The organism is Adhaeribacter terrigena (assembly GCF_016623615.1).
GTDB classification, from domain to species: domain Bacteria; phylum Bacteroidota; class Bacteroidia; order Cytophagales; family Hymenobacteraceae; genus Adhaeribacter_A; species Adhaeribacter_A terrigena.
The window spans coordinates 204,438-227,290 of sequence record NZ_JAEHFX010000006.1 but is presented as its reverse complement, the minus strand read 5'-3'; the positions used below and the strand labels follow the sequence as shown (position 1 = coordinate 227,290).

Annotated in this window: 26 protein-coding genes; 6 read left to right on the top strand and 20 right to left on the bottom strand. The window is 44.5% G+C overall.

The window, feature by feature from the left end; genetic code table 11:
• Positions 1-35: 35 nt before the first annotated feature.
• On the bottom strand, positions 36-1,016 hold the full coding sequence (trpS, locus tag I5M27_RS13020) for a tryptophan--tRNA ligase (RefSeq protein ID WP_200506701.1): 981 nt from the start codon (positions 1,014-1,016) through the stop codon (positions 36-38).
• A gap of 263 nt (positions 1,017-1,279) precedes the next feature.
• On the bottom strand, positions 1,280-2,086 hold the full coding sequence (locus I5M27_RS13015) for a queuosine precursor transporter (protein ID WP_200506699.1): 807 nt from the start codon (positions 2,084-2,086) through the stop codon (positions 1,280-1,282).
• Between the two features lie 352 nt (positions 2,087-2,438).
• Here I5M27_RS13015 and glgP point away from each other — a divergent pair, with 352 nt between their 5' ends.
• Positions 2,439-4,085 carry an alpha-glucan family phosphorylase gene (gene glgP, locus I5M27_RS13010; protein WP_200506698.1) on the top strand — a complete coding sequence of 549 codons (1,647 nt, stop codon included), beginning with the start codon at positions 2,439-2,441 and terminating at the stop codon, positions 4,083-4,085.
• A gap of 251 nt (positions 4,086-4,336) precedes the next feature.
• Here glgP and I5M27_RS13005 read toward each other — a convergent pair whose 3' ends face one another.
• The 6 genes from I5M27_RS13005 to I5M27_RS12980 all read right to left on the bottom strand — a co-directional run bounded on the left by I5M27_RS13005 (position 4,337) and on the right by I5M27_RS12980 (position 9,523).
• Entirely contained in the window at positions 4,337-4,777 is a 441-nt protein-coding gene (locus I5M27_RS13005) for a carboxymuconolactone decarboxylase family protein (RefSeq protein WP_200506696.1), read from the bottom strand.
• 63 nt (positions 4,778-4,840) lie between these two features.
• Complete coding sequence (locus I5M27_RS13000) at positions 4,841-5,416, bottom strand: Crp/Fnr family transcriptional regulator (RefSeq protein ID WP_200506694.1); 576 nt, start codon at positions 5,414-5,416, stop codon at positions 4,841-4,843.
• 137 nt (positions 5,417-5,553) lie between these two features.
• Entirely contained in the window at positions 5,554-6,486 is a 933-nt protein-coding gene (locus I5M27_RS12995) for a ribonuclease Z (protein ID WP_200506693.1), read from the bottom strand.
• Between the two features lie 24 nt (positions 6,487-6,510).
• A complete protein-coding gene (locus I5M27_RS12990) occupies positions 6,511-6,888 on the bottom strand; it encodes an STAS domain-containing protein (RefSeq protein ID WP_150904158.1) in 378 nt (125 codons plus the stop codon).
• 68 nt (positions 6,889-6,956) lie between these two features.
• The gene (locus I5M27_RS12985; RefSeq protein WP_200506691.1) at positions 6,957-7,892 is read right to left on the bottom strand and encodes a phosphoribosylaminoimidazolesuccinocarboxamide synthase; all 936 of its coding nucleotides are present in this window, start codon (positions 7,890-7,892) and stop codon (positions 6,957-6,959) included.
• Positions 7,893-8,089: 197 nt separating this feature from the next.
• Positions 8,090-9,523 (bottom strand): SDR family oxidoreductase, encoded by a 1,434-nt coding sequence (locus tag I5M27_RS12980; RefSeq protein WP_200506689.1) that lies wholly within the window; start codon positions 9,521-9,523, stop codon positions 8,090-8,092.
• A gap of 195 nt (positions 9,524-9,718) precedes the next feature.
• On the opposite strand from I5M27_RS12980, the gene I5M27_RS12975 reads away from it, so the two are divergent.
• Entirely contained in the window at positions 9,719-10,285 is a 567-nt protein-coding gene (locus I5M27_RS12975) for a hypothetical protein (RefSeq protein WP_200506688.1), read from the top strand.
• Positions 10,286-11,018: 733 nt separating this feature from the next.
• On the opposite strand, the gene lysA is transcribed toward I5M27_RS12975, so the two are convergent.
• From lysA to I5M27_RS12935, 8 genes are all read right to left on the bottom strand, one after another.
• On the bottom strand, positions 11,019-12,170 hold the full coding sequence (gene lysA / locus I5M27_RS12970; protein WP_200506686.1) for a diaminopimelate decarboxylase: 1,152 nt from the start codon (positions 12,168-12,170) through the stop codon (positions 11,019-11,021).
• 12 nt (positions 12,171-12,182) lie between these two features.
• A complete protein-coding gene (locus tag I5M27_RS12965; protein ID WP_200506685.1) occupies positions 12,183-13,511 on the bottom strand; it encodes an aspartate kinase in 1,329 nt (442 codons plus the stop codon).
• Positions 13,512-13,812: 301 nt separating this feature from the next.
• Entirely contained in the window at positions 13,813-14,274 is a 462-nt protein-coding gene (locus I5M27_RS12960) for a hypothetical protein (RefSeq protein WP_200506682.1), read from the bottom strand.
• Between the two features lie 150 nt (positions 14,275-14,424).
• Complete coding sequence (locus tag I5M27_RS12955; RefSeq protein ID WP_200506680.1) at positions 14,425-15,870, bottom strand: toxin-antitoxin system YwqK family antitoxin; 1,446 nt, start codon at positions 15,868-15,870, stop codon at positions 14,425-14,427.
• Between the two features lie 277 nt (positions 15,871-16,147).
• The gene (locus I5M27_RS12950) at positions 16,148-17,332 is read right to left on the bottom strand and encodes an acetyl-CoA C-acyltransferase (protein WP_200506679.1); all 1,185 of its coding nucleotides are present in this window, start codon (positions 17,330-17,332) and stop codon (positions 16,148-16,150) included.
• Positions 17,333-17,592: 260 nt separating this feature from the next.
• Positions 17,593-18,570 (bottom strand): tetratricopeptide repeat protein, encoded by a 978-nt coding sequence (locus tag I5M27_RS12945; RefSeq protein WP_200506677.1) that lies wholly within the window; start codon positions 18,568-18,570, stop codon positions 17,593-17,595.
• A gap of 111 nt (positions 18,571-18,681) precedes the next feature.
• Positions 18,682-18,990: a hypothetical protein gene (locus tag I5M27_RS12940; RefSeq protein WP_200506675.1), complete on the bottom strand. Its 309-nt coding sequence runs from the start codon at positions 18,988-18,990 to the stop codon at positions 18,682-18,684.
• Positions 18,991-18,997: 7 nt separating this feature from the next.
• Complete coding sequence (locus I5M27_RS12935) at positions 18,998-19,162, bottom strand: DUF6364 family protein (RefSeq protein ID WP_200506673.1); 165 nt, start codon at positions 19,160-19,162, stop codon at positions 18,998-19,000.
• 177 nt (positions 19,163-19,339) lie between these two features.
• On the opposite strand from I5M27_RS12935, the gene I5M27_RS12930 reads away from it, so the two are divergent.
• The gene (locus I5M27_RS12930; protein ID WP_200506672.1) at positions 19,340-19,930 is read left to right on the top strand and encodes a hypothetical protein; all 591 of its coding nucleotides are present in this window, start codon (positions 19,340-19,342) and stop codon (positions 19,928-19,930) included.
• A 115-nt stretch (positions 19,931-20,045) separates the two neighbouring features.
• The gene (locus I5M27_RS12925; RefSeq protein ID WP_200506670.1) at positions 20,046-20,441 is read left to right on the top strand and encodes a hypothetical protein; all 396 of its coding nucleotides are present in this window, start codon (positions 20,046-20,048) and stop codon (positions 20,439-20,441) included.
• A gap of 61 nt (positions 20,442-20,502) precedes the next feature.
• Here the strand turns inward: I5M27_RS12925 and I5M27_RS12920 are convergent, their stop codons facing one another.
• The gene (locus I5M27_RS12920) at positions 20,503-20,760 is read right to left on the bottom strand and encodes a hypothetical protein (protein WP_200506669.1); all 258 of its coding nucleotides are present in this window, start codon (positions 20,758-20,760) and stop codon (positions 20,503-20,505) included.
• Positions 20,761-20,916: 156 nt separating this feature from the next.
• Here I5M27_RS12920 and I5M27_RS12915 point away from each other — a divergent pair, with 156 nt between their 5' ends.
• The gene (locus tag I5M27_RS12915) at positions 20,917-21,114 is read left to right on the top strand and encodes a hypothetical protein (RefSeq protein ID WP_200506667.1); all 198 of its coding nucleotides are present in this window, start codon (positions 20,917-20,919) and stop codon (positions 21,112-21,114) included.
• A gap of 42 nt (positions 21,115-21,156) precedes the next feature.
• Here I5M27_RS12915 and I5M27_RS12910 read toward each other — a convergent pair whose 3' ends face one another.
• Positions 21,157-21,297 carry a hypothetical protein gene (locus I5M27_RS12910; RefSeq protein ID WP_200506665.1) on the bottom strand — a complete coding sequence of 47 codons (141 nt, stop codon included), beginning with the start codon at positions 21,295-21,297 and terminating at the stop codon, positions 21,157-21,159.
• Between the two features lie 364 nt (positions 21,298-21,661).
• Between I5M27_RS12910 and I5M27_RS12905 the strand changes: the two genes are divergently transcribed.
• Entirely contained in the window at positions 21,662-21,982 is a 321-nt protein-coding gene (locus I5M27_RS12905; RefSeq protein ID WP_200506664.1) for a hypothetical protein, read from the top strand.
• A gap of 80 nt (positions 21,983-22,062) precedes the next feature.
• On the opposite strand, the gene I5M27_RS12900 is transcribed toward I5M27_RS12905, so the two are convergent.
• Together I5M27_RS12900 and I5M27_RS12895 are read right to left on the bottom strand one after the other, a co-directional pair.
• Positions 22,063-22,503, bottom strand: coding sequence for a DNA-packaging protein (locus I5M27_RS12900; protein ID WP_200506662.1), 441 nt, complete (start codon positions 22,501-22,503; stop codon positions 22,063-22,065).
• Positions 22,504-22,514: 11 nt separating this feature from the next.
• Positions 22,515-22,844: a hypothetical protein gene (locus I5M27_RS12895; RefSeq protein ID WP_200506660.1), complete on the bottom strand. Its 330-nt coding sequence runs from the start codon at positions 22,842-22,844 to the stop codon at positions 22,515-22,517.
• Positions 22,845-22,853 lie beyond the last annotated feature (9 nt).

Below are 22,853 nucleotides of genomic sequence, written 5' to 3'. Positions count from 1 at the left end.
ACTGTTTTGCAGTGGCTTTTTAATAAGAAAACAATCTAGACTTTCGGCAGATAGCCAACTTTTTCCCGAACCTTTTTCAGTGTTTCGCTGCCAATGGCATAAGCCTTTTCGGCACCCACTTTCAGTTTGGCATCCAGTTCCGGCAGGTTGTTCATGTAATAGTTGAAGATCTCGCGTTCTTTTGCAAAACGGCGCATAATTACTTCGTACAAAGCCGTTTTGGCGTGACCGTAACCGTAATTGCCGTTCAGGTAATGCTGGCGCATGGTTTCGGTTTCTTCGGGCGTAGCCAGTAAAGCAAATAACTTGAACGTAGTATCCGTTTCCGGGTCTTTGGGTTCTTCCAGCGTTTTGCTATCTGAAACAATGCTGCGCACAGTTTTCAGTAATTCTTTTTCCGGCACGAATATATCGATGATGTTGCCGTAGCTTTTGCTCATCTTTTCGCCGTTCAAACCCGGAATGGTCATGATGTGCTCTTCTACTTTAGCCTGGGGCAATACAAACGTTTCGCCGTATTTGTTGTTAAAAGCGCTGGCTATGTCGCGGGCAATTTCCAGGTGCTGGATCTGGTCTTTGCCTACGGGCACAAAATCGGCATCGTACATTAAAATATCGGCGGCCATTAAAACCGGATAGGTAAACAAACCTGCATTTACATCGGCCAGCCGGTTCGATTTATCTTTGAACGAGTGGGCATTGGCCAGCATCGGGAACGGCGTAAAACAGCTCAGATACCAGGTCAGTTCGGTAACGTGCGGCACGTCGCTCTGGCGGTAAAAAATATGCTTTTCTGTATCAAATCCGGAGGCGAGCCAGGCAGCTGCTACCGCATATGTATTCGCGCGCATGGTTTCCGCATCGCGAATGGTGGTTAAAGAATGCAGATCCGCAATAAAATAAAGCGATTCATTTGCCGAGTTTTCGGATAAAGCAATTGCCGGGATAATAGCGCCCAGTAAATTGCCCAGATGCGGCCGGCCGGTTGCCTGAATGCCGGTTAAAATTCGTGCCATAGCAATGAAATTAATTTGTGCAAAGTAACGAAATGCTGCGCAATTAATGATCAGGGAATAATGATTAATGACTAGTAAATCGAATCTTATTCAGTCAGCTCAAAAGAAAAACCCAGCTTCCTTGTTAATAAAGCGATCTCATAAATAATAATTCCATTGTAGCGTAGAGTTTAAACTTAACGCTACTACGGGATTCAAAAAAATAATAAATCAAAGGAAGACCACATTTTATTTTATTTTATTTTGGTTCTAACCATTAAACATTAATCCTTATCATGCGCCAAAGGATTAAGCACGGCTTCGGTTTCCAGGGCGTGGGCGGCATCTTTTCCTAAATACAGGTCAATGAGGTAATGAGCCAGGTATAAAACCGGGGTAAGCAAAACGGCTACCGAAAATTTATACAGGTAATTAATAATGGCTACCGAAATGATCTGGTCCATGCTCCAGTTCCCGAAAAGAAAAAACGCGATAAAAAGCACCACAAAACTATCTACCAGCTGCGAAACTACCGTGGAGCCCGTTGCGCGCAGCCAGATCATTTTCGTGCCCGTGCGTTTGCGCAACCATTGAAAAACCGAAGCATCTAAAAGCTGCGCCAGCAAAAATGCCGTAACCGAACCAATTATAATTCCCCCGCCCTGCCGGAAAATGCTGTTGTAAGCAAAATCGATGTTGAAAGGTTGTCCGGCGGCATCTTTGTTGTTCACTTCAAGCCAGAATTGCGCTGGCGGTAAAGCCGTAACCGCCGTAATTACCAGGAACATGTAAACGATCAGGATCACGGCCAGCCAGCTCACGCGTTTTACTCCTTCTTTTCCGAAATATTCATTGATGATATCGGAAGTAATAAAAACCACCGGCCAGATAACCACGCCGGCAGTCAGGTTAAAATCGAGCCGGAAATCGGTTAATAATTGCATCTGGGCCGGCGGCAGACCCAGTAGGGTTTCCCCGGAAAAGATCTTCACCCCAATGAGTTCGGCCAGCAAAGCATTGGCAATAAAAATGGCACTGAGCACTACAAAGAGCTGCGTTTTTTTGTTTTGAAAGGTGGTGGTGGCATGCATACCCGAAAGGTGCGAATTCTGCCGGAAAAACGCTATGCTTTTGAGTTAAAAAAGTCAGCGCCTTAAAACTGCAGTTTCATTAACTGCCATAAAACGTTATGGTTTTCCCATTAAAAAGTATTAACCCGGTATTCTGTTTCCGCAACAAACTAAAAAATGCATTCGGCTGAAATTATTTGAACTGGAATACCGCTGAACCGTTTAAAAGCTTGCTGAAGCGCTTCCGGATTTGTAAGTGAGCAGGAGTTTCGCAGGTAAAAGGTATACCACTTCCGGAAAAAGCAGCGTTTCGAACAGATCAGTTTTTTTTAACTAACCAAATCGGGAACCTTGTTTCCGTCGCGATATAAAGATGGCACAATACAGCAAATGGCATCATCCGTACGATATTAATGAAAAATATGCCGAGCGGGTTGCTTATTTCAGCATGGAATTCGGTATTCACCAGGCACTTAAGATTTACTCGGGCGGCCTGGGTTTTCTGGCAGGTTCGCACATGCGCAGCGCCCGCGATCTGCGCCAGAACATGATCGGGATAGGCATGCTCTGGAAATTCGGTTATTACGACCAGGGCCGCCACGAAGACCTGAGCATGCGTATTCAGTTTCAGAAAAAGTTCTACACTTACCTGGAAGAAACGGACATTATGGTGCAGGTCAATATTCATAACCACCCGGTTTGGGTTAAAGCCCTGGTCCTGAAACCTTCCACTTTCGGCACGGTGCCCATTTACCTGCTCACCACCGATATTCCGCAGAACGACCACCTGGCCCGCACCATTACCCACAAACTCTACGATCAGGAAGTTTCTACCCGCATTGCGCAAAGCATTGTGCTGGGCATAGGCGGCGCAAAAGTAGTGGAAGCCTTAGGCGGGGCCGCCATTCATCACATGAACGAAGCGCATGCCCTGCCGCTGGCCTTTCACCTTTACGATAAATACCGCGACGTAAATGAAGTGCGTAAACGCCTGGTTTTTACCACCCATACGCCCGAAAAAGCCGGCAACGAAGAACACGATATCCATTTTCTGCATTCCATGTCGTATTTTAAAAACCTCGATCTGGAAGACGTGCGCTATATTACCGGCATCCGGAGCAACAGTTTCGACCATACGCTGGCGGCTTTGCGGCTTTCCAAACGGGCTAATGGCGTTTCGCAATTGCACGGGGAAGTTGCCCGGAAAATGTGGTACGGAAACGAGCAAGTTTCGGAAATTATAGCCATTACCAATGCGCAGCACAACGGTTTCTGGCGCGATAAGGCATTATACAAAACCCTGGAAATTAACGACGATGAAGGCCTGACGCGGCGCAAAGCCGAAATGAAAAAGCCGCTTTTTGAAGTGGTAGCCGACCAGACCGGGAAACTTTTCCGCTCCGATGTGCTGACCATTGTCTGGGCGCGCCGTTTTGCCGCTTACAAACGGGCCGACCTTTTACTTCGCGACCTGGAACGGTTTTATAAACTGGTTTGCGAACAAGACCAGGTGCAGGTGATCTGGGCTGGCAAACCGTACCCGTTCGATTACAATGCCATCGACGTGTTTAACAAACTCATCCGGCTATCTCATAAGAAGAAGAATTTTGCCGTACTTACCGGTTACGAGATCGATCTGTCGCGGAAACTGAAACAGGGCGCCGATATCTGGCTGAATACGCCCCGCCGCCCGCGGGAAGCATCGGGCACCAGCGGCATGACGGCGGCCATGAACGGGGCCATTAACTTTTCGGTGCAGGATGGCTGGATTCCCGAATTTGGCCGCCATGGCGAAAACAGTTTCCTTTTCCCGGTTGTAGACAGCAATTTGCCTTCTGAAGTACAAGATGATATCGACTACCAGAACATGATGGCCATTCTGGAGCGCGAAATTATTCCGATGTATTATGAAGACCGCAGCAAATGGCTCCGCATCATGAAAAAAAGCATGCGTGCTGTGCTTCCATATTTCGATTCCGATAGAATGGCCGATGAATATTACCGGAAGTTGTATCAATAAGAAACATTCTTTTCAACCTTCATAACAAAATACTTACAGCCATGAAAAGAAGAAAGCCAGACAAGTAAATTTTTTCGATCTAAATCAAATGTTTTCTGAGCGTTTTTAAGTTAAAAACGGTATTGTTTTCAGTCTGAAAAGTATAGCCTAAAGCATGCTTAAACTGATTTAATTTAATATTGCTTTCTATAAAAACAAGGGCAAAAGCGAAGTTAAATTCTCTCGCTTTTGCCTTTTTTATTTTATGGTTTTTACTTTGGAATTTCTAAATGCGTGCTTATGGCGATCCGGTTCCAGGCATTAATGGTTACCACAAACATGATCAGTTGGGCTACATAATTTTCCCCAAATGTTTCGATCACTTTTTGGTATGTTTTTTCCGATAGGCCTTCCTTGTGAATTAAAGTAATTTCTTCGGTTGCGGCTAAAATTATTTTTTCTTCTTCAGAATATAAATCGGTTTCTTTCCAGGCATTCAATAAGAAAATACGCTGGTTGGTTTCGCCGTTTTTAAGTGCATCTTTGGTGTGCATATCTATGCAAAAGGCGCAGCCATTAATCTGGGATGCCCTGATTTTTATGAGTTCCTTATGCGTTCTGCTAATATCGGTGGTGGCTAAGTAACCTTCTAAACCCAGCATCGCTTTATAGGCTTTAGGTTCCACTTCCTGGATATTTATTCTTTTGCTCATGGTTGTAAGTTTTGATGACAAGGCAAAGGTATTCAAACGTTAACCATTAAAACTTAAACTGGTTTAAGAACGTTTTTTCTTTCTTAATTCGCTTAAATATTCCGGTGTAAAACCTAAAAATGAGGCTAACAAATATTGCGGAATGCGCTGCACAAATTCAGGATATTTGCTGTAGAAAGCATGGTAAGATTCTTCTTTCGAAAGATCGAATAAGTATTTAATGCGCATTTGTGCCGCAGCATAAGCCCTCTGATAAATAAATCTGAAATACCGTTCCATTTTTGGGTGCAGCTCCAGTAACCTTTCCTGCGAATCCCGGTCAATCATTAGAATGATAGAAGGTTCTACTGCCTGAATGTAAAATTCAGACTTGGTTTGATGCTCGAATGAGATATGATCGGTGATCCACCAGTTCTCGATCGCAAATTCAGTAGTTTGTTCGATGCCTTTGTCGTTTATAAAAAACTTCCGAAGACAACCTTTTAAAACAAAATAATTGGATCCGCATATTTGCCCTTCCGTTAGTAAATTTTCCTTTTTAGCTACTTCTGCCGTTCTGAAAAATGAAAGAACTGCAGCGAATTCTTCCTCACTTAAATTAACAAACTTTCTAATATGATTTTTGAGAATTTCAGACATAATTACAGCACAGAAAGAAAGTTGGCGGCAAAAACCAGTTTGATCAATTCTCTGAAAAAAGAAAAAGCTGCGATAAAAAAACGCTATGGTTTCAGCCTTAAAAAGTCTGATTCGCTAATTAAAAATTAACAATCAATTCAGTCCCGGAAATCATATTCCAGAATGCCGATGGTTTTGCCTTCTATAGCGAGCGCGGTGTTTTCAAAAACGGCTTTGGCTTCTTCCAGAAGAGGGGTAAGGTCTTTATAACGGGCCGAAAAATGGCCGATGAATAAACGCTTTACATTGGCTTTGGCGGCTAACGTAGCTGCCTGTTGGGCCGTGCTGTGGTGGGTATATGCCGCGCGTTCAACCATATCGTGCATAAACGTTGCTTCGTGGTAAAGCAGGTCTACCCCCTGAATGTAAGGCAGAATATCTTCTTTGTATTTGGTATCGGAGCAATAGGCGTAGCTGCGGCTGCGTTTGGGGGAAGTGGTGACGTCTTTGTTGCGCACCAGTATTTTGCCGTGCTCGTCTTTAATATCTTCCCCGAATTTGAGGCGAACGAGTTGCGGCGGGGTAAGGAAGGAGGGAAGTTTTTCTTTTACCAGGTGGCGCGGTTTGGGTTTTTCTTTAAACAAAAAGCCGCAGCAGGGCACGCGGTGCTGCATGGGCAGCGTGTGCACCGTAATGGTTTTATCTTCGTAGATCCGCTTGTAAACCGTAGGGTCTATTTCGTGAAACGTGATCGGAAAATTGATGTTGGTATTGGAAACCTTGAACTGAAGGGTAAGCAATTCGGCTAAGCCGGGAGGCCCGAACAAATTCAAAGGGGTAGTGCGCATCTGCAGATGCATGGTAGAAAGCAACCCGAATAAACCGAAGTAATGGTCGCCGTGCAGATGGCTGATAAAAATATTGAGTATGCGGTGATGCTTGATCTTATACCGCATAAGCTGGCTTTGGGTGCCTTCACCGCAATCTATTAAATTCAGATGGCTGCCAACAGTTAGTACCTGGGCCGTATGGAAACGGTTGGGAGCAGGAATGGCAGAAGAACTGCCCAGTATTTTGAGTTCAAAATCCAATCCTGCTCCCGTTAAAAGGTTTCGTTAGTCTTCCTTGTTGGTCAGGTCGCGCTCAATTTCGTGCAGAAAAATGCGGTCGATGCCTTCTTCTACGGTTGGCAGAATGTTCAGTACAGATTCCAGTTTAGAGATCGTGATCAGCTTCATTACGTGGTCTTGCAGGCCGGTAAGGATCAGCAGGCCGTTAGAAGAATTGCACAAACGGTTAGCGATCAGGATCGAGCTCAGGCCGGAAGAGTCAGTGTATTTTACGTTGGTCAGGTCCAGGATCAGGTTATTGATACCTTCGGCGTTGAGCTTCACGAATTCCGACTTCAGATCAGGGGCAATCGTCGTGTCAAGCTTTTTCTCGTCGATGGTAATGACGGTATAGTTCTCTTTTTTATCGATCGTGTATTTCATACGTCGGGGTAATATGGTTTAAAGTGCGAATGTAGTAAAAAGTAACGAGACTTTTGTAAAAATTCGCGTTAAAAAATGTTTTCTTTTATGCTTTTCTCAATTCTTTCCAAAATGCCTTGGTAGCCGGTTTTTACAAACTTCTGGCCGGTAACATTGTGGTAAAGCTCCAGGTAGCGCTCCGAAATTTCCAGCACTTTTTCGTCCGTCATTTCGGGTATCTGCTGCCCGTCCTTGCCCTGAAAGTTATTTTCGATCAGCCATTGCCTTACGAACTCCTTGGAAAGTTGTTTCTGTGGCTCGTTGTTATTTTGCCTTGCCTCGTAACCTTCCGCGTAAAAATACCGCGAAGAATCAGGGGTGTGGATCTCATCGATCAGGTAGATCTGGCCATCCAGTTTCCCGAACTCATATTTGGTATCAACCAGAATCAGGCCTTGCTTGGTTCCAAGATCAGTGCCGCGTTTAAACAAAGCACGGGTATAACTTTCGAGCTGCACGTAATCTGCTTCGCTTACAATGCCCTGACGGATAATCTCTTCCCGCGAAATATCTTCGTCGTGGCCCTGGTCGGCTTTGGTGCTTGGCGTAATTATGGGTTCCGGCAAACGGTCGTTTTCTTTCAGGCCTTCCGGTAAAGTAACCCCGCATAGCAAGCGCTCACCGCTTTGGTAAACGCGCCAGGCGTGGCCCGCTAAATACCCACGTATAACCATCTCCACTTTAAAAGGTTCGCAGAAATGGCCGATGGCAACGTTCGGATCGGGTTGGTTTAATACCCAATTCGGAACAATATCGGAGGTGGCTTTTAAATGGTAAGCGGCTATCTGGTTCAGTACCTGTCCTTTATAAGGGATGGCGCGGGGCAAAACCACGTCGAAAGCCGAAATGCGGTCGGTGGCTACAATGGCTAATTTATTGCCGAAATAATACACATCGCGTACTTTGCCGCGGTAAAAACCGGTCTGACCCAGGAATTCGAAATTTGTTTCTTTAAGCGCGTCCATTCAGAAAAAAGGAGTAATAAATGATTGTTGCAAAGGTAGGAAGGTTCGGTAAATATTGAACGAATCGGCCGGATTTCTTTCTTTGGTGCGGGCATAACTTTTATGCCTTTAAAGCCAGGACCTGTAAGAATAAGGCTGAAAATTATTCTGGGCAGTTTTTAAGTTGAAAAGCATAGCGTTTTTAGCCGGCTCAGACTTTAGGTTTTAGTGAGGTTACGCGCCATGCCTCCAAAAATTATGAAGTGGAAAGGCAATAAACTGTACCAGTATAACCTTCCCCACAAGCCTTTAGGACGGAAGGCGGCGAGTTGCTCCAGGTAATTCCTGCCGTTTTCCTCAAATATCCGGAACTGCAGCCAGGCTTCACCGGGCAGTTTCATTTCGGCGTAAAGCAGCAGGCGTTTATTTTGTTTATCGGCCAAAAGCACGCGCCAGAAATCGAGCGTATCGCCGGCTTTCAGATTAAAAGGGTGCCGGCGGCCGCGCCGTAAACCCACACCGCCCACCAGCTTATCCAGAAAACCGCGGATGTTCCAGAGCCAGTCGGTTTTGTACCAGCCGCGTTGCCCGCCGATCTGCCAGATATTATCGAGCACATGGGTATGTTCGCCTTCCAGCGGAATAATTTGTTTGTCGGTAAGTACACCATTTTGGGGGATCTGCACAAAATCCATGTAATCCTGCCTGATTGTGCCGCTCACCAAAGCATCGGTCCAGCTGGAGATCACGGAATTCTGCTCGATCTTGCTGAAAGCGAGTTTTAAGGCTTCTTCGTACGTGATGCATTCGTGCGGTATCAGTTGTTTGATCTGATCGTTTTGTACCACCGTGTCTGCTTTCAGGCTTGCTACCAAACTGCGGGCAATGGAAAAACTGGTGCTGGTTAAAAAATACAGCCAGTAGGAAGAAAGTTTGGGCGTGAGAATGGGCAGCGTAATGATCCTGCGTTTCAGGCCCCGGAGTTCGGCTAGTTTCAGCAGCATTTGCTTGTAGGTAAGAATATCGGGCCCGCCAATATCCAGCGTCTGGTCCCAGCATTTTTCGCAGGTAAGCACTTCCGATAAATAGAATAATACGTCGCGGATGGCAATGGGCTGGCAACGGGAATTCAGCCATTTCGGGGTGACCATCACCGGCAGCTTTTCTACCAGGTCGCGGATAATTTCGAACGAAGCCGAACCGGAGCCGATGATGATGGAAGCGCGCAGGACCGTAACCGGAACACGGCCGGCGCGCATAATTTGCGCTACGTTGCTGCGCGAGGCCATATGCTGCGAAAGATGGTTGCCGTAAGAAAGACCGCTTAAATAAATTACTTGTTTTGCAGAAGTTCTATCTAAATAGGTTCTGAAATTCGTGGCTGAACGGGCTTCGGCACTGTAAAAATCGGAGCTGCCACCCATGGAATGTACCAGATAATAGGCTGCGTCTATATTAGTCGGTAAAGCCTGCAAGCTGGCTTCATCGAGCAGATCGGCTTTTACGATCTGTACTTTTTCTTTAAGGCTTTCTTCCAGCTCAAACCTTCGCGGATCGCGCACCAGGCAGGTGATTTCGTGCCCGTTTTCGAGCAGCACCGGCAATAATCTTTTACCAATGTAACCGTTGGCACCGGTCAGTAATATTTTCATAGCTGGTAGTTTTGGGCTGAAATAGCTTACGGTTTTTTCGTTTTTAAGAACAGTTATGCGGGAGCGATTTTTTGAAAAATGGCGGGTTACTATTTTTCCGGGCTAAAAGTATAGCGTTTTTAATATAAAAAGTCAGAACCTAAAGGCAAGGTGTGCGTTATAGGAAGGAAAAAACTTCCAGCTATTTATAAAAATATGGCAAACTCTGGAGCTTCCCATTACTTCTATTATCAGGATCAGAAAGTTGAATTAGGCCCGGTCCTGACAGATATGCTAATTATCGGTTTTGCTGAAGGCACCGATAAAGCAACCAAAGATAAAATTTTAAGCGAATACGATTTTCTGGGTAATATTCTGGATGAAACAACCTCAGGTTCAGCCGATGTAACGGTGGTTTCGGCCCGTGGCGAAATTACGCCCGGCACCATGGAACTGAAGTTCAATTTGCTGGAACAGAACCCGAAAATTCTGTATGCCACGCCTTTCTTTTCGCGTACCGAAGATAAACTGGGTCGATTAGGCATTACGAACCAGTTTATTGTAACGCTGGAAGAACCGGTAAGCAAGGTGCTGCTGGAAAAACTGATGAAACGCACCAATACGCACCTGGTGGAAGAGTTGGGGAATAATATTTACCTTTTATCGGCCGATAAGAATTCTGCCGGGAACGCGCTCGATATGGCCAATTATTTCCACGAAAGCCCGGGGATCAAGATCGGCGAACCTGATTTTTTCCAGAATTTAGTTTTGGATCAGATCTAAATGATTTGAAGGTTTTGAAGATTTGAAAATGTTCATTTCCTGAATTTTCGATCAGGTAAGAAATAGAAAAGTCTGACGGAGCAATTAATTGCTCCGTCAGACTTTTTTGCTTTAAAAGCATACCGTTTTATGGCGACGTCCTGACGATAAAGGATCTATTTAAGCTGATAAGGAAGTTGACTATTAAGTTTTTAGGCTTGAAAGGATACCGTTTTCATAGGTAGCTTTAACACTTAATTCATAACTTTTAACTTTAATAGTTTACTTTCTCCCTCGAGCCGGGTGGCTTCGTTTCTGCGTTCGCGGCTGCAACCCTTCCTGCCCTGGCGGGCTGCCTCGTACCTCGGCACCGGAAGTCTTGGAGGCCGCTCTCACAGAAACTGGTGTCTTGCTCCTTCGTAGCTGGCTTTCTTTTATTTTAGTTTTTCGGATAACCTGATTTTCATGTGACGCTGCGCTGGCGATAGGCTTGATTTGGAAATGTGAAAGGGCAACCGAAGATGCCCCTATTGGTAAATTCTTTTTTTGATTCTGATATTTCTTGAATTGGCTACACCGAACCTTGTTTCAGAAAATTCAGTTTCAAACAAATAATCCTTTAATCCCCTAATCTGATAAATCCAAATTCAGACAAAAATACTGGCCATTCCAAAAATCCTTAAAATCGTGTTCAGACCGAAAAATAAGCGGGCACCTATAAAGATGCCCGTTTATTTTTTCATTTGATCTAAAACTACCTTCTTCCGAAATAAAAAGCGGGTGCTTTTTCGCGCAGGTTGTAGCCGGAACTCATCACTTCACCGTAAGCGCCGGCCGTGCGGATCGCCAGCAGATCACCGCGGTTGGTTTCGGGTAGCATTACCGCTTTGCCAAAGCAATCGGAAGATTCGCAGATCGGGCCAACCACATCGTAGCGGAGTTCGTGGGCTTGGCTGCTCAGGTTTTCTATTTTGTGATAAGCCTGGTAAAGCGCCGGGCGCATCAGTTCGGTCATGCCGGCATCCAGAATGATGAAATTGGTTTTAATGCCTTTTTTAATGTAAAGCACCCTGGAAACAAGCGTGCCGCATTGCGCCACCAAGGCCCGGCCGAGTTCAAAATGGACCTGCTGCCCCGGTTCCGGTTTCAGGAATTCTTTAAAAATCCCGAAATACGTTGCAAAATCAGGAATGGCATCGGTATCGGGTTCGTGGTAATTTACGCCCAGACCGCCGCCTAAATTCAGGTGTTCTACTACTACATTCCGGCTTAAAAACCAGCTTTGAATCTCGTTTACGCGCAAACACAAGGCTTTAAAAACGCTCAGGTCGGTAATCTGCGAGCCGATGTGAAAATGCAGACCAACTAGGTGCAGGTTTTCCAGCTCCGGCAAATAATCTAGTAGTTGCGGTAATTCCCAGAAGTTGATCCCGAATTTATTTTCCTCTAAACCGGTGGTGATGTAATGATGCGTTTTGGCGTTCACGTTCGGGTTAATGCGGAGGGCAATCCGGGCGGTTTTTCCTTTTTGGCCGGCCAGTTCGTTCAGCACTTCCAGCTCATGTACCGATTCGGTATTGAAACAGAAAATATCGTTTTCCAGTCCGAAGTTTATTTCTGCATCCGATTTGCCAACGCCGGCAAAAACTACTTTCCCGGCCGGGAAACCGCTTTCCAGGGCTTTTTTTACTTCGTTCCCGCTTACACAATCGGCCCCGAAACCAACGTTCAGCACTTCCTTTAAAACCGGGCTGTTGGTGTTGGCTTTCAGGGCGTAATGTACATGATAACCATATTTTTGCGCTTCATTGGCCGCCGACAGCAAGGTTTCGCGGAGCAGTTGCAGATCGTATGCGTAAAAAGGCGTCGGGTGGTTTTGCAGTTCGCTTTTATCTATGTGTAGCATTAATTTCTTCTTTTAGTTTTTGCTTTTGCCAAAAACGTTATCATTCAACGCCGTTAATGCTTCCACTTTATGTTCCGTTTTAATCAGGAAACTGATGTTGTTTTTGCTGCCGCCGTAGGAGATCATGCGCAACGGAATATGCTGCAAGGCAGTAACTACTTCCAGGGCATAACCAGTACTTTCGGCCAGAAAATCGCCTACTATACAGATAATGGTCTGATCCTGTTCTACTTCTACGTTGCCGTAAAGCTTCAGATCTTCCACAATGGCGCCTAAGTGTTTGGTATCGTCGATAGTAATCGAAACGGCCACTTCCGAGGTTGTGATCATATCGATCGGGGTTTTATAAACCTCGAATACTTCGAAAACGCTGCGCAGAAAACCATAAGCCAGCAGCATGCGGCTCGACTGAATTTTAATAGCCGTGATACAGTCTTTGGCTGCCACCGCTTTAATATTCTGGCCGGTTGTTTTGCCCGAGATCAGCGTGCCGCGGGCTTCCGGTTGCATGGTATTGAGCAAACGTACCGGAATGTTCTCCTGTTTGGCAGGCCATACACTGCTCGGGTGCAGAATTTTGGCCCCGAAATAAGCTAATTCGGCCGCTTCATCGAAAGAAAGTTCGGCAATGGGATAGGTGTTTTTTACGATGCGCGGATCGTTGTTGTGCATGCCGTCAATATCGGTCCAGATCTGAATTTCTTCAGCTTTGAGGGCCGCTCCGATCAGGGATGCCGAATAATCGGAACCCCCGCGTTTCAGGTTATCAATTTCGCCGAAAGTGTTGCGGCAGATATAGCCTTGGGTTACAAATATCTGGTTCTGATCGTGTTGCGAAATTTCGCGCTGCAGGTTTTCGCGGATGTAAGTCATGTCGGGTTCCTGATCCTGGTCCAGGCGCATGAAATTTAAGGCGGGCAGCAACGTGCCCGGTACCATGGTTTCCAGCAAATGGAAATGGAAAAGTGCGGTAGATAAAAGTTCGCCCTGAGCTAAAATGGCGCGTTCTTCGTTAACGGTAAAAAGGTCCTGTGTGAAAGCCTGCAGGTACTGAAAATGTTCTTCCAGCAGTTGCAGCGCCTGCTGTTTCCAGTTTTCGGTTTCGAATAGTTCTTCGGCTACGAGCTGGTACTGGCGGTGCAGTTCCTGGATCTGTTTCTTTGCTTCGTCGGTACGTTTATGTTTAAGCAGCCCGGTTATATCTACCAAACGATTGGTGGTGCCGCTCATGGCCGAAAGAACTACCAGCACTGGCCGGTTTTCGCGCTGTACCAACTGGGCTACGTTTTTAATGCGGGCTGCGGAACCTACAGAAGTACCGCCAAATTTTAAGACTTTCATTTATAAAAGATTATGCAAAAATGCTATGCAATTAAGTTGCAAAAGTAAGAAGAAAGCCCCGGAAAATGATACTTGAAGAAAAGAGAATTCAGAGTTTTTGAAAGGAAAAGGATACCGTTTTGAAAGGTAAGATTGCCATAAAACGGTTACGAGGTACGCGATCGGATCAAATAAAACACAGGTCGTTCTACCCTAAACCCGGTTGGAAGAAGTTTTGATGCAATCTGGGTTTTGTTGTTGCAAGGCTTGCTTATATTTTTATGGTATGAAAGGTTGGTGAATTTTATTTTTCTTTCAGAAATCACTTGTAAGGCAATGCATACTTTTCCCGTTTTTCTTTACTTGGAATCGCCTCGTTGCAGATCGTAAATAAACTGGCAAAAGTTGGGTGATACGTATTCCGGATGTCGAAATTATATACCTGGTTGTTTATTTCTATTTTAACAATATAGTGCTGACCTTCGGCAGTAGTGCCAATTTGAGCAGGAATATCGGACCAGTTCGTTTGCGTTAAAAAGGAAATAATTTTATCGCGGTCAAAGTCTTTATAAGTTGATTTATTTAAACTCTGGTAAGAAGCTTCCTGATTGTCATAAATTACATGATTCAGGTACATTTTTTTATTATCGATTATGTACTCAGTCGTCATCGGATCAGGAAGCGCTCTGTAGGCGATCTCTACTTTAAAGGGCGTATTGTTTCTGGCTGAATTGTTGAAAGCAGTCAAAACAAAAATTAACAAAAAGAAGGTTAACTGTTTCATTTTAGTGTTCATTAAAAACTGTCAACTTCGTTACTGACAGTATTTAATAAACAATTAAAACGGGGGTTTTGATTAGCTTACAAGCGGTAATTTGTAGTTTGTTTCCCTTCCGGGTTTGCAAAAAGCAAAACCAGTTTCAGCAAAGCGACTTTATTTCGGAACTTCTTTTCCATTTCTGAAAATAGCCGTACGTGTCGTTTTACCGTTTTCGTTCATCCATTTCCAGTTCCCGGTTTCGCGGTTGTTGCGGAAAGCGCCGGTAATTTCCGTTTTGCCATTTTCAAAATACTGCCGGAATTTACCGGAACGGGAGCCGTTTTTGTATTCGGTTTCGGTTTTGAGTTTGCCGCTCGGGTAAAAGGTTTCTTCCAGCCCGATCTTATTGTTGTTTATAAATTCTGCTTTGCTGGCTACCTGCCCGTTTTCATGGTAGGTAAAGCGGATTCCGGAAATGCGGTCGTTCAGGTAAGGTTCTTTTATTTTGATTTTCTTCGGCGCAACATCGTAATACGTAAGCCATTCGCCGGTTTTTAGTTTGTTTTTATAGGCCTGCTCTTCTTTTACGTTGCCGCTTTCGTAATACGTGGTTATTTTGCGGTCCAGGGCATTGTTGCTGTATTTAACTTCTTCTTTCAGCTTGCCGCTTTCGTAAAAGCCCTGCGCCGTACCTACCAGAATTCCTTCTTTATAGGTGCTGATCCGCATGGGTTTGCCGTTTTCGTAATACGATTTTACCAGGCCGTCGCGTTTGCCGGTGGTAGCGTCGAGGGCAATGCTTTCGCGCAGACGGGTTTGCTTGCCATCGAAAAATAACTCTTTGGGTTGCTCGATCTTTACCGTTTTGTACGTGCCTTCAGTTTCTAAACCGCCGCTTTTATAGTAGCTTTTATACGAACCGGTTTTGCCGCTTTTATCCTGCTGGGCAATAGATTTCAGCTGCCCGTTATCGTAAAAGGTTTTGTAATAGCCGTCTATATTTCCGTTCAGGAATTGCGCCTCCGTTTCGAGCTGACCATTTTCGTAATAGGTTTTGGAAAGGCCGTTTTGCTGGTTATTTTTATAGGTGATCTCCGATTTAATTTTACCGCCGGGATAATATTCCTTCACCAGCCCATCCGGAAAACCGTTTATAAAACCCGCTTCCATTTTGGGTTGGCCGTTGTCGTAAAAAGTTTTGATTACGTTGCTTTGCTGGTCGTCTACGTAACTGCCTTCCTGCATGATCTTGCCGTTGCTGAAGTAAGTCTTGAAAACGCCGTTCTTCAACCCATTCACATAAGGAACCTCAAACCTGGTTTGACCGGTTGGGTAATATTCGGTGTAAATACTGTCGGGTTTGCCATTTACGAATTTGGCGCGCACTTCTACGGTTTTGCCGTCGTTATAAAATTTACGGTATTGTCCCTGAATGATGGTATCGGGTTTGGTCAAAATGGAATAACGTTCCTTGATCTTGGCGTAAGCCGAATCGTGGTAGGTTGTAACTTTTACTTCCGGCCCGTTGGTTTTTTCAAAGCGCTTGTAAGTATTTCGCTGCCCGAAAGAAACGGTAGTGAAAACGAGTAAAAAAGTGCCGGTAAGTGTAGTGCGAAGCATGTGGAAATGTGCTGATTATTTAATGTGCTGATGTGCTAATGCGGTGAGCTGCTGATTTAAAGGTGCTTTTTTTCTTAGTTGCGGTTCCCGACTTTTTTAGGCCAAAACCATACCGTTTTTCATTTCTGAAATTTCTGAAAACCTGAAAATCCTGATCCAGACAAAAAAAAACGCAAAATCGATGAATCCGTTTCATCCGCGATAAAAAACAAAAAGCCTTACAACTGAACGTAAGGCTCTTTGAAAATGGTATGCTTTGAAAGCAAAAAAGTCTGAATTACATTTTTTCCAGTACAATAGCAGAAGCACCGCCGCCGCCGTTGCAGATACCGGTAACGCCGATTTTGCCGCCTTTGGTATTCAGAACGTTAATTAAAGTAGTTACAATTCTGGCCCCAGAAGCTCCCAGCGGGTGACCCAAAGAAACCGCGCCACCGTAAACGTTCACGTTGTCGCCCTGTAAACCTAATTTCTGGTTGTTGGCAATAGAAACTACCGAGAAAGCTTCGTTGATCTCGTAGAAATCTACCATGTCCGCCGAAACACCGGCATTTTTCAATGCTTTCGGAATTGCCAGCGATGGGGTGGTGGTGAACCATTTCGGATCCTGTTCGGCATCGGCAAAACCTAAGATCTTGGCAATTGGTTTTAAGCCAAGTTCTTCGGCTTTTTCTTTGCTCATTAATAAAACGGCCGCAGCACCATCGTTCAGGGTAGAAGCGTTGGCAGCCGTTACTGTACCTTCTTTATCGAAAACCGGACGCAGGCCTGCAATTTTATCGAAGTTTACTTTGGTGTATTCTTCATCTTCCGAAACAATGATCGGGTCTTTGCCACGCTGAGGAATTTCTACCGGAACGATCTCGTTTTTCATCATACCGGCTTTGGCCGCTTCGGCAGAACGGGTATAAGATTGCTTGGCAAATTCATCCTGCATTTCGCGGGTGATGTTCATTTCTTTGGCCGTATTTTCAGCCGCAGAACCCATGTGGTAGTCGTTGTAAACATCCCACAGGCCGTCTTTCACCAGACCGTCTACCAACTGGATATGGCCTAACTTAGCTCCGAAACGGGTTTTGTCTGAATAATAAGGCACGTTGCTCATGCTTTCCATACCGCCGGCAATTACTACGTCTTTGTGGCCCAGCATAATGGCCTGCGCGCCAAACATAATGGCTTTAGAACCCGAAGCACAAACTTTATTTACAGTAGTACATTCTACTTCGTAACCCAACCCGGCAAAAATAGCTGCCTGGCGGGCCGGAGCCTGGCCAACGTTAGCGCTCAATACGTTGCCCATAATTACTTCCTGCACTTCTTTTTTATCTACGCCGGCTTTTTCCAACGCACCTTTAATAGCAGCAGCACCTAGTTGCGTAGCAGAAACGCTAGCCAAAGCACCACCAAAACTACCAATTGGCGTACGAACCGCCGAAATTACATATACTTCTTTCGTTTGCATAAAGCGATGATTTTCTGTTTTGCCGTGAAATTACCCAGACTATATGGGAATTGCAAATCGGGTGAATTGTTGATTGTTAATTGTTAACTGTTGATTGATCCACAATAAACAGGTGTAATATCAATTTTACTCTATCTGGATCTTTTGGAATTAAACGCATTGAAACTACTTCGCCGCTTTAATTTCAGGAAAGCTAATCAGGCCCCTAAACTATCACACAATAATAAAAAACCAAATAGCCAATTAACGATACCAAATTCCTACCAGTCTGGCTTGGAACGATCACGAGGTTTAGTGGGCTTTTTAGGAAGCTGCTGTAAGTATTGCTGTTCGGCGGCGCGCATGGCATTCAGCATCATTTCAGCTTGTTCCGGACTGATGTTGGCTTTGCGCAGGCGTTCGTATTGCGTTTGCAGGCGTTGTTCATTGCCGCTGGCGGCGTCTTTTCCGCCGGTTTTATTAGGTTTTTCGGGCTTCGGTTGTTCTTCGTTCTCGGCTAAGTTCTGGCCTTCTTCGTTTCCTTTTTCTGTGCCACTTTTTTGCTCTTTTTCCTTAGCGTTTTCCCCGCCGGCAGGTTTTTCTTTCTTCGGCTGGTCGGGCATTTCGGGGTTGGTTTGCTTATCTGGTTTTTGCTGCTGATCGCCTTTTTCCGGCTGGTCCGGATTTTCCTTTTCCTGATCGCCTTGCTCGTTTGGTTTTTCGCTTTGTTTTTCCTGTTGGTCTTTTTGTTCTTTGGGCTGTTCCTGCTTTTCTTCCTGCTGTTTTTTCTCCGGTTGCGGCGGCGGAATTTTATTTTCTTCTTCCGGATTTTCGCGCAGGTATTTTTTCAGCATTTCGTAATTGTAACGCGCCTGTTCATTCCCGGCATCGGCAATCATTGCGCGTTTATAAAAAGTGAGCGCTTTCCGGTAATCTTTTAAGCGGGCATTTAAGGTGCCGAGTTGTTCCAGGGCAATGGAGCGGAGCCAGGCATTCGGGTTTTTAAGGCATTTTTCGTAGGCTTTCTGCGCTTTATCCAGCTGGTTGTTTTTCCGGTAGGCGTGCGCCAGGTTCAGTAACAAACGCGGGTCATCGTCGCGGATCTCGTAAACTAAATATTCGAAATTTTTAACAGCCGTCGCGTAATCGCCTTTGGCAAAGGCTTCCACCGCTTGCTGGTTTCGGGCGTTCCGTTCAGCAATGTGCTGGAAATCGCCGACGCTCATAAACAGGAAAATGATCAGCCAGAGCGCTTTCATATCTTGAAAATACTACCGTTTGTAAGTGTGATGAGAATCAATGCGTTGTAATTGTGTGTCGGAATAAAGGAACATTTAACCGTCAAGTATTGCCCGCCACTTGTAAGTTTATTATCTCTTTCCGGATGATTCCATTGTCTGTATGCGTAATTCCGGGGCTTTATGCAGGCTCTGCTCATGCCTCCAGCGGATGATCTCGGCCTTGCTGAACCGGATGGATGTGCCTACCTTGATCTCGGTAAAATGCTTTTTAAGCGTCCGGTTATCCGAAAAACCGGTCAAGCGGCTGGCTTCTACACTATCTACCAGTTCGGCGTTCTGCTCTACCACTTCCCGGAGGATGGCCAGCTCTTTAGCCAAGGGTTCCGTAGCCTTCTTGATCGCGGCCAGTGTTTCTGCTTTGGTTAAAACTTCGACCATGGTTTTTTTAAGCTTTTACTTTTTCCATGTCCTCAATTAATAACTGCCTAATCAAACCGGCAAAACTGATCCCCTTCTTTCGGGCGTGTTCCTTGCCTTTTTCAAGCAACTCTTTTTCCATCTGGATATTCAGTTTTACTTTTTCAGCTCCTGGGTTTTCTGCTTCTGCCATAGTTTATATAAGGTTTTTTATTCAACAAGGTAAAGGTATAAAAGTTACACCATTTAGGAATAAAAAAAATGTAAAATTAATTTGTATTGCATGAAACTTACACTATTTTTGCATATATATTACTCCAAAGTTACACCAAAAACGCATAAAATTTAAACTTCCAAAATCGCATCAGTCATGAAACACAATTCCAACCAGGCAGCGGTTACCGCGCGCCCTACATTACCATCGATTACTGATCCTGAATTAATTTCGTTTGCTGTAGCAGCTGATCATGCAAAGCTGGCCGGCATCATTTCGGATGAAGAACATCTAGACTATCTGAACGCACTTTTGGTATGCCGCAGCCCTTATAGTGGCTTCATCGGTTTCGAAGGTAACATTAGGGAAATAAACCTTAAAATACTTTCCAACGTGCCGGCAGATGACACGCACGCACCTTTTAAATTCTCTGTGTTACATGAAACGGTTGACGTGCGGCCGATCTTTGAGTGTATTGAAAACTGTAACACCGCCGGAATAGTGGCTATGCTCGATACAGTCATGTATGATTTAATAAAAACCTCCAACCCCGACGATTTTACCGATAGTTTCAAGGAGAATTTATGGCTACTTCGGGAGCTTCGGAATGCCTTTATGGAATCCACTGGTGGCGAAGTAATGGACTCCTGGCGAAGATGTTCTAAAATGGCGAAACAGGCTGCAGAAAACAGGTTGCAAAGCGACTGGCGCTGGTTAGAAAATCGCTTAAATACTTACAAATTGTAGCATTTAACTGCCAAAAGTTGAGTGGTTTTTTTGTAGATTAAAGAACAAATCCAACTATTAAATCACCTGTTAAAACTGCAGAAAAAAGGAATCAAAAGATTAAAAAGAAGGAACCATGGAAATAATTAGAAATGAAAACCAGCCGGAACAGCCGGAAGAAGTGGATCAGTCCGAAGAAACCAAAGCTATTACGGTATGCTTTTCCGCTCAGGAAGTGGAAGTGGTTACGGGTTTGTGTGATCTTTTTTGGGATACTCAGTCCGAAGTAGCAACGCCTGAAGAACGCGGCGAGGTGGAAGGAATACGGGATAAAGTTACTGGCACAAACCGGCCGGTTGCTGGATCTGAAACGCTGAAAGGTGAAGAGTATATGGAGTACGCCTTTTCAGAAAGCCAGGTAAGTTTTATAGGGAATGTGCTGCACGAATGGACCATACAACACAGACAGAATAAATTAACCGAAGTGGAAAATAGAATGGTAAATGAAGTTTTGCTGGCGCTATTCGGGTAAGATATAGTGCATGTTCATAAATGTTTAAGGAACTAAGGCCGGGGTTTTGCCCCGGCTTTTTTTATTTCTGAACGTAGTATCTCTGAAATATTATTTCCCGGGCTTCTTCAATTTCCTTTCTTATATAACCTGGGACATTATCTGCAATTCTAAATGCAAAACTATTTGGATCCGCCGGTGTAGCTTCAATTAGAAAATCCTTAATTGTAAAGTTTTCGCCATGTTGGGTAAACCAGGATTTACTTTTCGCTTCGATAGGAATAAGTAATTCAAAAAATGCGGCTAATTGTTCTTGCCGGCTTGTGTTTTTTAAGTTCATAAATTATTGTTTTTTAGTTTCAACAAATTTGCAACTAAAATTGATGTAAGTGGATTGGACAATACTTATTGCTTTTGACAGATTCTCCCTCGAACTATTCGAACTTTCGAACCCTGTTCGAGTGGTTCGAATAGTTCGAATTCTTAATTTTGCTTTATGGATATTAGAAATGATCACCGGGTAGAAATTCGGCGGGTAGGAAGTGAAAAGGCCCTGGTTAGGGTAGATAACCTGAATGAAGATGAAGCAACAAAGGTTTTTAAAAATATTACCTTCCCCACGGTTAGGGTAAAAGGTGAATTTGAAAAGGCAATAATCTGGAGAGAAACGGCGGTTAGGAAACAGGATCTTTGAAGCTCAGGTTTTATAAGGTTCTCAGCACTAATGCGTGCGGCCTTAATAATTCCAGAGCGCGACCATGGCCAGGCCAAAGAGCAAGGCCGCATAAAACCAGACCAGCTGCCGGGTGGTAGGTTCTTCGCCAGGATAAACCAGCAAAAACAAAGATGTTGCAGCTTCTTTCAGGGCTTTTTTCATGTGGCTTTATACTTGAAAAATTTAACCTGGTTTAAGTTTGCCCTTTTATTTCTCAGTTGGATGCGTGCATAATTTAGACTGCTTCGGTTACTTAAAAGGGGTATCCGTAAAATTGCGCATACCCCCTCATAATCTGCTAAAATTACTTTTTTGTTCGGTGGTTGTTCCCTGTTCCCATATTCAGAAATTAAACAACTGTTTTTCAATGCCTTGCAAAGAAAGACACTTTCTGAGAGTGAATGTAATGCCGCAAATATGTGTAGCACACACAATATAAAAAGCAAAAAGGCTATGTAATTTCACCTGAATTTTGAGGTTTAAAGCGGCGATTTTTGTAAATTACAGGGAAACCAACTTGCTGAATATGAAAGAGATAATTGCAAAACTCGCAGCGCTTTTAAAGTTAATACCAGATCCAAAGCCCGCCGCCGAAGATCCGTTTGAAGTACTACAATCTGTAGATGATAACGGTGTACGCTGGGCCTTTTACCGCAATAAAGAAACGGGCGAAATTTATACCGATGCCGGGAATTTAGCGCACATGTACGGGTTCAAAGATCAACATGAATTCTTGGCTAGTGATCGAGGTTTAGACATGATAGCCAGCGCCGCGAAGACTTCTAAAAACCCATTGCTGAAGCTGACCGGGAATGAAGATTGGTTAAGTAAAAAGCCCACGGAATAACGCCGTGGGCTTGCTAAACCAAAACAACCAAATAATTAAAATTAGATATTACCTCCTTTCTCTATACGCGCGCGTAAGACTCACGCTAAATGATAAACAGCCTGCTTTTGCGGCTCAATGTTTTTTATTGTTTTCCGGTTCATAAGCCCTAGATCACGAGCAATTATTGAAACATTGTAAATTCCAACGGCAGCCCCTACAAACTTCTGTTCATAAATTACCAATTCAATCCGGTTTATGATGTCCTCAAGTTCCCGGTCCTGTGGGCTGTCAGTAAGGCGTTTCTTTAACTGACTAAGATAGTTTACCCCACATCTTAAATGAAGCCTCAGGCCAGATAAAGTGAAGGGCCGCGGTATTTCAATGTTTACCCTTTTTGCTATACCGCCAACCCATTGCACTTTGAAAAGCGGGTGAGCTTCGCACCATTCGAAGTACGCACTTGCTGCCTGCCAAAGTTGTTCAGGCGTGGCAAAACGGCGAGGCCGCCCTTTCAAGTTATGGTGTTGGTTTGCGGCCATACTTCACAAATTTACAGTACAACATCTTTTTCTGAATTGGCCAGCGGTGGAGCCGTAAATCCATCTTTGCTGTGAATTACATTAATTTTAAAAACCGGGTTTAGTATTGCCTGATTGTCAAATTGCATTTGCGTACGGGCTAGCTTTGGCGTAATGTATTCTGCTAATCCCATTATCAGGTTTAACCGTTCGGCCGGTTTAAGGGCTAAAAGATCCGCTGCCATTTGCTCAGCAGTAACAGATTGTAATAACTGATCGAACTTTTCCCGGATCTCGGTAGTAACTTTGTTTTTCGCTCCTTTCGGTTTGCCTGGGTTTCCCTTTTCAAATTGTGTGCTCATGTTCCTGAT